The organism is Paraconexibacter sp., from assembly GCF_041602235.1.
In the GTDB taxonomy this organism is placed as follows: Bacteria; Actinomycetota; Thermoleophilia; order Solirubrobacterales; family Solirubrobacteraceae; genus Paraconexibacter.
Genome location: NZ_JBFIGP010000143.1, coordinates 1 through 9,112, shown reverse-complemented (window position 1 = coordinate 9,112; position 9,112 = coordinate 1). Strand labels below are relative to the sequence as shown.

General features: G+C 74.2%; 7 protein-coding genes. 3 read left to right on the top strand and 4 right to left on the bottom strand.

The window, feature by feature from the left end:
* On the bottom strand, positions 1-1,007 hold a 1,007-nt coding region (locus tag ABYE80_RS12325; protein WP_372790583.1), incomplete at its 3' end, for an FAD-dependent oxidoreductase.
* 130 nt (positions 1,008-1,137) lie between these two features.
* Between ABYE80_RS12325 and ABYE80_RS12320 the strand changes: the two genes are divergently transcribed.
* Genes ABYE80_RS12320 through ABYE80_RS12310 form a run of 3 tightly spaced genes read left to right on the top strand, consistent with a single transcriptional unit; the run spans position 1,138 to position 5,102 of the window.
* Positions 1,138-2,688 (top strand): AAA family ATPase, encoded by a 1,551-nt coding sequence (locus ABYE80_RS12320; RefSeq protein ID WP_372790582.1) that lies wholly within the window; start codon positions 1,138-1,140, stop codon positions 2,686-2,688.
* Between the two features lie 46 nt (positions 2,689-2,734).
* Positions 2,735-4,435, top strand: coding sequence for a GAF domain-containing protein (locus tag ABYE80_RS12315; RefSeq protein WP_372790581.1), 1,701 nt, complete (start codon positions 2,735-2,737; stop codon positions 4,433-4,435).
* A gap of 19 nt (positions 4,436-4,454) precedes the next feature.
* The gene (locus tag ABYE80_RS12310) at positions 4,455-5,102 is read left to right on the top strand and encodes a response regulator (RefSeq protein WP_372790580.1); all 648 of its coding nucleotides are present in this window, start codon (positions 4,455-4,457) and stop codon (positions 5,100-5,102) included.
* 4 nt (positions 5,103-5,106) lie between these two features.
* On the opposite strand, the gene cydC is transcribed toward ABYE80_RS12310, so the two are convergent.
* The 3 genes from cydC to ABYE80_RS12295 form a co-directional block, all read right to left on the bottom strand.
* The gene (gene cydC / locus ABYE80_RS12305; protein WP_372790579.1) at positions 5,107-6,783 is read right to left on the bottom strand and encodes a thiol reductant ABC exporter subunit CydC; all 1,677 of its coding nucleotides are present in this window, start codon (positions 6,781-6,783) and stop codon (positions 5,107-5,109) included.
* Complete coding sequence (gene cydD / locus ABYE80_RS12300; RefSeq protein WP_372790578.1) at positions 6,780-8,489, bottom strand: thiol reductant ABC exporter subunit CydD; 1,710 nt, start codon at positions 8,487-8,489, stop codon at positions 6,780-6,782. The genes cydC and cydD overlap by 4 nt, the downstream gene beginning before the upstream one ends.
* A gap of 1 nt (position 8,490) precedes the next feature.
* On the bottom strand, positions 8,491-9,112 hold a 622-nt coding region (locus ABYE80_RS12295), incomplete at its 5' end, for a cytochrome d ubiquinol oxidase subunit II (RefSeq protein WP_372790577.1).

The following is a 9,112-nucleotide window of genomic DNA, read 5'->3' as shown; positions in this document are numbered from 1 at the left end:
GCGAGGAAGAGCGGCCCCTCCGATGTGCGGAGGAGACCGCGCAGCACCGGCGGGCCGGCGTCCTCCCGGATGGGCGCCCCGGCTTCGAGCGCGATCCGCGTCGCCACGCGATCCGCTGCGCGGGCGGCCATGCCCCCGTGCTTCAGCGGGCCGGCCGCGCCGTCCCCGATCGCGAACACGCGTCCGTCGGCGTCGGGGACCCGGTGCTCGGCGTCGGTGACGATGAAGCCCTCGGGATCCGCCGGGATCCCGGAGAGCCCCGGGCCGACGAACCCGGGAAGGGCGACGATCCGATCGGCCGTGACCCAGAGCCCGTCGATCCTCGCGGCCGTGGCCGAGACGACGTCGGTCTGCACGCCGCAGCGGACCTCGACACCAGCTGTGGCGAGCGCCTGCTCGACCGCGCGGCTGGCCGACGCGCCGAACAGGGTCAAGGGCCGGGGCTCGTGGGTGGCCAGCGTGACCGTCGCCGACGTCCCGGCCGCGGACAGCATGGCGAGCTCGTAGGCCGGGAGCGACCAGACCACACCGTGGGGGACGACGACCAGCAGCGACTCGGCCAGCCGGGAGCGCAACGCGTCCAGCACCTCGTCGAAGACCTCCGGGAAGGACAGGCGGTCGAACGTCTCGGCCGCCTCGACCACGGGACGGGGTCGCGCGCCGATGGCGACGATCAGGGAGTCGTAGTCGATCTCCCCGTGCGATCGGCTCCGCGCACGGGAGGCGGCCATGTCGACGTGGACGATCTCGTCGTGGACGACATCGGCCCGGAGCTCCTGGGCCAGGTCGTCGATCGGGTACTGCCGCGGGCGCTCCTCGGCGAAGGGCTCGACGGCTTCCAGGGCACGCCAGGTGAAGGCCGACTGCGGCGCGACGATGCGCAGGTGCACCCGATCTCCGGCCTGGGCCCGCAGTGCGACGGCGGCCTCGAGGGCACCGACCCCTCCGCCGGCGATCAGCACGCGCCTGGGGGTTCCGTCAGCCGTCTGCTGCGCGTTCTCGGACATGCGATCAGCGTGCCACCGGCGAACGCGGCTTCCATGCGCAGTCCTCCCGCGCTTCCTCGGTGTTTTTCCGCAACGTGTCCCGCGCGTCATGCGGACGACGGCACCTCCGCACAGGCATACCGTCGTCTACGTGCTGGTCACTCCGTCAACTCATCCCGTCGCTCGGACCCCGGGCGTGGACCCCGAGGGTCTGCGTCGCTCGCTGTGGCAGTTCGGGACGCCACCGATCGAACTGCGCGAGACCCACGGGTCGTGGGTCTTCCTGACGGCCGACCGGGCGTTCAAGCTCAAGAAGCCGCTGCGGTTCGACTTCGCCGACCTCCGCGACCCCGAGTCCCGGCGCCGCGCCTGCGCCGAGGAGGCGAACGCCAACCGCGTGCTCGCCCCCGGGCTCGAGTACGAGCTGCGGTCCGTCGTCCCCGTGGGGCACGGCTACTCGATCGCCGCGGCCGACCATCCGGACGCCGTCGATCACGTCGTCGTCAGCCGGCGGTTCGACGAGTCGACGACGATGGCCGCCCACCTCGGCCGCGGAGCGCTCGTCCCGGAGCAGGCGGCCGCGGTCGGACGCCGCATCGCGGCGTTCCACCGCCACGCCCGGGTCGTCCGCGCCGCCCCCGACGCCCGCGCGGTGGCCGACCGCAACTTCCAGGGCCTGATCCCGCTGGCCCGCGGGGTCGTCCCGTCCCGAGACATCCTCGCCGCCCGCCGGTTCTCGGAGGCGTTCCTGCTCTGCTGGGAGGACGTCCTGCGCGGCCGCGCCGAGGCGGGCCGGGTCGTGGACGGCCACGGCGACCTGCGCGCCGAGCACGTGCTGCTGGACCCCGAGGCCCCCGAGGGCATCACGATCATCGACCGGCTCGACCACCCGCGCCTGCGCATCGTCGACGTCGTCGACGACCTGGCGTTCCTGTGCATGGACCTCGAGGGCAGCGCCGCACCTGCCGCGGCGGCGGCGGTGCTCGAGGGCTACGTGGAAGGCGGCGGCGAGCCACCGCCCCGCGAGCTGCTGGCGTACTTCGGCGCCTACCGCGCCACGGTGCGGGCCAAGGTGGCGCTGATCCGCGCGCGTCAGGAGCAGGACCCGATCGGCCAGGAGGCGGAGGCCGTCCGCCTGCTCGGGCTCGCCCGGCGTCTCGCCGCGCGCGCACGCGGAGAGTTCGTGCTCCTGATCACCGGGCCTCCCGCCTCGGGGAAGTCCACGCTCTCCGACGCGCTGGGCGCGGCGACCGGCCTGCCGGTCCTGCGCTCCGACGAGGTGCGCCACGACGTCAGCGACGACTACGGACTCGCCGGCCGGACGCGGGTCTACGCGGAGCTCGGCCGGCGCGCCGGACTGGAACGTGCGTGCATCGTCGACGCCACCTTCGGGGAGCCCGCGATCCGGCAGGCCTTCTTCGCCGAGCTCGACAGCGACCACCGGCGCAACGTCCTGGCCGTGGAGTGCCAGGCCCGTCCCCAGACGCTGCAGCACCGGGCCCGCGTGCGCGTCCCCGGACGCTGGTACGGATCGGAGGCCGACGCCGAGGTGTCCGCCCAGCTCGCACGCTCGTTCTCCCCCCTCGACGAGCTCGCTCCGCGCGACCGGCTCGCGCTCAACTCCGAGGACGAGCCCGAACGGCTCATGGGCGCCATCGAGTCCTGGCTCGACGGGCATCTCGCTGCCGGCCGGCTCAGCTGACGCGAACGCTTCACGCGCAGTGCCCGAGAGTTGCGACACTTGGTGGGTGAACAACGGCCTGTTCTCCCACGAGCGGGTGCGCCCGCTCTTCGACGCCGCCCGGGCGCTCGTCTCGGAGCTCGAACCGGACGCTGTCCTCGAGGAGCTGCTCACCGCGGCGACCGAGTTCACCGGTGCGCGCTACGCGGCGATCGGCGTGCTGCACCCCAACCGGGTCGAGCTCGAGCGCTTCGTCACCCGCGGCATCGACGCGGAGGACCGCGCCAGGATCGGGGACCTGCCACGGGGCCGCGGGGTCCTCGGCCAGCTCATCACCCACCCGGAGCCGCTCGTTCTGGACCGGGTGAGCGACCATCCCGCGTCCTTCGGCTTCCCGCCCAACCATCCGCCGATGTCGACGTTCCTGGGCGTTCCGATCATCATCCGCGGAGCGCCGTGGGGCAACCTCTACCTGACCGACAAGGAGGGCGGGGGTCCGTTCACCGCCTCCGACCGCGACGCTGCCGTCCTGCTGGCGGAATGGTCGGCGATCGCCGTCGACAACGCCCGCAACTTCGAGTCCAGCGAGCAGCGACGTGTCGCCCTCGAGGCGGCCGTCGGTGCCCTCGAGGCCACGACGGAGGTCGCCCTCGCGGTCGGCGGCGAGCCCGACGTCTCCCGCGTCCTGGAGCTGATCGTCGCGCGCGGACGGGACCTCGTCGACGCCCGCGCGCTGGTGATCGCGCTCCGGGAAGGCCCGAACCTCGTCGTCGACCAGGGGTCCGGGGACGTGGACGGCAACCGCCTGGGCGCGACGATCGACCTGGCCGCCAGCGCAGTCGCCGGCGTCCTGCGCACGGGGAAGCCGCGTCGCTTCGACCACGACGCCGACGAACTGAACGACCTCGCCGAAGAGCTCGCGGTCAGCACGCCAGGCTCCGCGCTGGTCGTGCCGCTCCAGTACCGGTCCGAGGCCCTGGGGGTGCTCGCGGCGTTCGACCCGGCGCACGGCGAGGGGATCTTCACCGAGTCCGACGAGCGTCTGCTCGCCGTGTTCGCCGCCAGCGCCGCGACTGCGGTGGCCGGGGCACGATCCGTCGCCGCGGGTCGCCTGCGCTCCGTGCTCGACGCCCAGGAGCGCGAACGGGCGCGATGGGCGCGCGAGCTGCACGACGAGACGCTGCAGGACATGGCCGCCCTCGCCATCCATCTCGAACTCGCGCTCAAGGCCCCGGACGAAGGGGGCCTCCGCGACGCGATCTCCATCGCCCTCGGACACGTGCAACGGCAGGCGCGGACGCTGCGCGGGCTGATCACCGACCTGCGCCCCGCCGATCTCGACGACCTCGGGCTGCGGGCCGCGCTCGGAGCGCTCGTCGAGCGAGTCGTGGAGACGAGCTCGATCCCGATCCGCCTGAACGTCGCGCTGCGACAGGACCAGGCGCCCGGGCACCGGCTGCCTGCTCCCGTCGAGGATGCGGTCTACCGCATGGTGCAGGAGGCGCTCACGAACGCGGTGCGCCATTCGGGCGCCAAGCGGATCAGCATCCTCGTCGAGGAGAGCCCGAGCGGGATCACGGCCGAGGTCCGGGACGACGGCGACGGCTTCGACACCAGCGGCCCGACCAACGGCTTCGGGCTGATGGGCATGAACGAGCGCGTGCAGCTCGTGAAGGGCAAGCTGCAGCTGGCGAGCAGCGCTCGCGGCACGACGGTCCGCGCCGAGGTCCCGCTCGCCGCGGACGATCGCAAGCACGCGCGCACCTGAGCGACTATCGTGCGCGCCGATGCCCGAACCCCTGCGCGTCATTCTCGCGGACGACCATGAGATCGTCCGCAGCGGCCTGCGAATGGTCCTCGAAGCCGCCGGAAACATCGAGATCGTCGCGGAGGCCGGCACCGCGGACGATGCCGTGCGCTACGTGCTCGGCCACAAGCCGGACGTCCTGGTGCTCGACCTCAACATGCCGGGGACCCCGTCCCTGGAGACGCTGCCGCAGGTCAACGAGGCATCGCCGGACACCGCGGTGGTCGTGCTGACCATGCAGTCGGGCACGGCGTTCGCACGCGAGGCGCTGCGTGCCGGAGTCCGCGGGTACGTGCTCAAGGAGTCGGCGGGCGCGGAGCTGGTGCAGGCGCTGCGCACCGCGGCCGACGGCGGGACGTACCTGACGCCGAGCCTGGGGGCACGCCTGGCGACGGAGCCGGAGGTGCCCGAGCTCCCGGACGGCATCACGTCACGAGAGGCCGAGGTGCTCTCCCTGCTCGCCCTCGGGCACACCAACGCCGAGATCGGGGACCGGCTGCACCTCAGCCGCCGCACCGTCGAGTCCCACCGGGCGAGCCTGCAGTCGAAGACCGGGTGCGCCACCCGCGCCGAGCTGGTGCGGTACGCGCTGGACCATCAGCTGCTCGAGGCCGCCGAGCAGGACTGAGCCCTCACGCCGCGGCCAGGACCGGCGCGGCGGTGAGCCGACCTGCCTGCAGCAGGTGAACCTCGTCGAAGGCGGCGAGGGACGCGGCCGAGTGGCCCATGACCAGGACGCCGCGGCCGTCGCGCGCCTCCTGGACGAGACGCGCCAGCAGCGCGCGGGCCGCGCCCGCATCGAGGTGGGCGGCCGGTTCGTCGAGCACGAGGAACCTGGCACGGCTCACCAGGGCTCGGGCGATCAGCAGGCGCCGGCGCTGACCGCCGGACAGCGCATCGCCGTCGGTCCCGCAGTCGGTGTCCAGCCCGTCCGGCATCGCCTCGACCTCGGCAGCGAGGTCGACCGCCTGCAGGGCCGACCACAGCCGCTCGTCGTCGGCGCCCCGGTCGGCGATGAGCAGGTTCTCGCGGATCGTCGTGGCGAAGACCCGGGCGTCCTGCTCGGCGAGCAGGACGGCGCTGCGCAGGTCGTCCTGCGCCACCGCCCGGACATCCACCCCGCCGAACGTCACGCGACCGCCGGCGGGGTCCAGGAAGCGCACGAGCATGTGACCGAGCGTGGTCTTGCCGCTGCCGCTGGCCCCCACCACCCCGATGGCTCGCCCGGGCTCGAGCCGCAGGTCGAGCCCGTCGAGGACGACCCTCTCGTCGAGCACGACCCGAGCGTCCTGCACCGCTATCGCGCCGGAGACCGGGAGCGCGGCGGGGACGTCGGGATCGGTCACCGGCACGCCGGCACGCGTGATCTCCTCCAGGCGCGAGGCCGCGGCGGCGCACGCCCCGATCCGTCGTGCCGCGTCGCCCATCGGAACGATCCCCTCGGCGCTCGCCAGCGCGAGCAGGACCAGCAGGCCGAGCAGGACGCCGTCGATGCGGCCGTCCTGGACCAGCGGGACCGCGGTCACGAGCACGGCGAAGACCGCGGCACCCGCGACGAGCGTTCCGAGCCCGCCGGCCAGCCCCGCCGACACCGCGTCGCGGGTCGCCGCCCGCCGCAGACGGGCGTCGAGATCCGACAGCCGTCGCAGCCGCGTCGGAGCCTGCCCGAGGACCGACAGCTCGGCCGCGCCGTCGAGGGCCTCCACCAGCTCGGTCGTCAGCTCGCCGCGAAGGGGCCCCTGGCGTCGCGCCGCTCCGCGCACCGCGAGCCCGGTCGCGAGGGGCAGCAGCACCGCGCAGGCGAACAGCGTCCCGGCGAGCGCGAGCCCGACGGTGGGCGCCACGACGGCCGCCGCCGCGCCCGCCACCAGGACGGTGGCGAGCGCGACGAGCGGTGGGGTGAGCGCCCGGACGTAGAGGTCTTGCATGGTGTCGACATCGCCGACGAAGCGGGTCAGGAGATCACCGGAGCGCCGTCCCGGAAGCCCGGCCGGCACGAGCGGCGCCAGCCGCTCGTAGCAGCGGGCGCGGAGGTCGCCGAGGACCCGGAGGGCGAGGTCGTGCGAGGCGAGCCGCTCGGCGTAGCGCAGCAGCGCGCGGGACAGCGCGAACGCGCGCACGGCGACGATCACGGCCGTCAGGGTGAGGATGGGCGGTTGCTGCGCCGCACGCACGATGAGGTACCCGGACGCCGCCATCAGGCCGACGGCGGACGCGACCGCACCGAACGACAGCAGCGCCGCGAGCGCCACGCGCCGGCGTCGGGGAACGGCGACCGCGGCGGCACGGAGGAGGGCGCCCGCGCTCATGCGACGAGAACCTCCTCCGAGGTCGGGAGCACCGAGGGGTCGGCCCGCACGATCCGGCCGTGGTCCAGCGCGACCACGCGGTCGGCGAGCGCCGCGAGCTGCGGCCGGTGCTCGGCGATCAGCACGGTGCGTCCGGCGGCGAGCCGGCGGAGCGCGTCCGCGACCTCCGCCGCGGAACGCTCGTCGAGGTGGGCCGTCGGCTCGTCGACCACCAGCAGCGGCGCGTCCGAGACGACCACGCGCGCCAGCGCAAGGCGCTGGGCCTCGCCCGCCGACAGCGGGCGCCCTCCCTCCCCGACCCGCGTGTCCACGCCCTGCGGCAGTCCGGTCAGGAGCGCACCGAGGTTCGCCTCCCGCAGCGCCTGCTCCACGCGCTGCGCGGATGCGGTCGGGGCGCCGAGCCGGACGTTCTCGGCGATGGTGCCGGCGAACACGCGAGGGAACTGCGGCACCCAGGCGAGCCTCGCGCGCCACGCGTCGAGTTCGACGTCCCGCAGGTCGATCCCCCCGCACGTCACTCGGCCGGAGGTCGGATCTGCCAGGCGCAGGACCAGCGCGGCGAGCGTGCTCTTGCCGCAGCCGCTGGGCCCGACCAGCGCCGTGATGCTGCCGGGCGGGAGTTCGAGGTCGATCTCCCGCAGCACGGTGCGGTCGCGATCGGGGTAGGCGAAGGCGACCCCCTCGAGCCGCACGGCGTCGCGACGCGGGTCCGGCGCCTCCAGCGGCACGTCGGGGGCGTCGACCAGGGTCGCGGGCTCCTCGAGCGCGTCGAGCAGCCTGCCGACGGCCTGCGTGCCGTCGGCGCTCGCGTGGAACTGCTGGCCGACCTGCCGCAGCGGCCCGTACATCTCCGGCGCGAGCAGCAGGACGGTCAGGCCGGCCTCGAGGCCCAGCCGCCCCTCGGCGAGCTGCACGCCGACGGTCGCGGCGACGAGGGCCGTGCCGATCATCGCCGCGAGCTCGAGGACCAGTGCCGAGAGGAACGCGACACGCAGCGTCCCCATGGTGTCGCGCCGGTAGCGGTCGGAGACCGAGGCGAGCGTCCGCGCCTGCGCACCGTCCCGGGCGTGGGCCCGCAACGTCGCGAGACCCTGCACGACCTCGAGGAAGTGCCCCCCGAGCCGCTGCATCGACTCCCAGCGCGCCTCGGTCCGCTCCTTGGCCGCGAGTCCGACGAGCACCAGGAACACGACCAGCACGGGAACCGTCAGCGCCAGCACGAGGGCGGCCCACGCGTCGACGGTGAACAGCCACGCGATCGTCACCGGCGGCACGACGGCGGCCAGGACGAGACGGGGCAGGTATCCGGCCAACCAAGGCTCCAGCGCGTCGACGCCCTGGACCGCGAGGGTGGCCAGCTCGCCCGCCGGCTCACGGCCCGTCACACCCGACCGACGCACGAGCAGGTGACGGGCGAGTCGCCCGCGAAGGTCCGAGAGCACGCGGGCGGCGCCGATCCGCCCGGAGATCTCGGCCCCGACCTCGGTCGACGACCGCAGGAGCAGCACGACGCCCAGCGCGACCAACGTCGGGGTGAGCTCGGCCAGCGTCGCCCCGCCGAGCGAGCCCCGGGCGATCGCGCGAGCCAGCAGCACGGCCTGCAGAACCACCAGGGCGGCGCCCGCGACGCCGAGCGAGACCGTCACGACCAGGTGGACGCGGGCGGGGCGGCTCGCGCGGAGCAGACGCGGGTCGACGCCGCGCACCTCAGGCCTTCGGCAGGAGGTCGATCGGCCCGGTCATGAAGTCCTCCGCACCCAGCCGGGCACGAAAGACCCGGTAGGTCCAGTACTGGTAGGTCAGCACGACCGGCACCAGGAGCACGGCGACGAAGGTCATGACCTTCAGCGTGTACTGCGTGGAAGCGGCCTCGCTCAGCGCGAGGGTCGAACCGGCAGGGCCGTTGGAGACCAGCGCGTTCGGGAAGAGCTCGGCGAAGAGCCCGCAGAACATCAGCGCGATCATCGCGGTCGTCAGGCCGAAGGCGACCGCGCCGCGCTTGCCGGTGAACGTCGCCGCGGCCGCGAACGCCGCCCCGGCCATCAGGACCGCGGACACCGCCTCGATCCCTGCGCCACCGGACTGCCGCACGACGGTCCAGCCGGCGAAGACCGCGACGAGGAGCGCCGCGACCGGTGTCATCGCCGACGCGATCGCCTCGGCACGGTGCTGCAGCTCCCCCTTCAGGCGGAGCCCGAGGAACTGGGCGCCGTGGGCGTAGAACAGGACGAGGGTCGTCACGCCCCCGAAGAGCCCGTAGGGGTTGAGCAGGTCGAACAGCGTCCCGTTGAACTCGTGGGCCGCGTCGAGCGGAACGCCGCGGACGATG

What these genes read in the sequence shown, in the direction of transcription:
- ABYE80_RS12310 (WP_372790580.1), top strand. Translation starts at nt 4,455, where the DNA reads ATGCCCGAACCCCTGCGCGTCATTCTCGCGGACGACCATGAGATCGTC.
- cydC (WP_372790579.1), bottom strand. Translation starts at nt 6,783, where the DNA reads ATGAGCGCGGGCGCCCTCCTCCGTGCCGCCGCGGTCGCCGTTCCCCGA.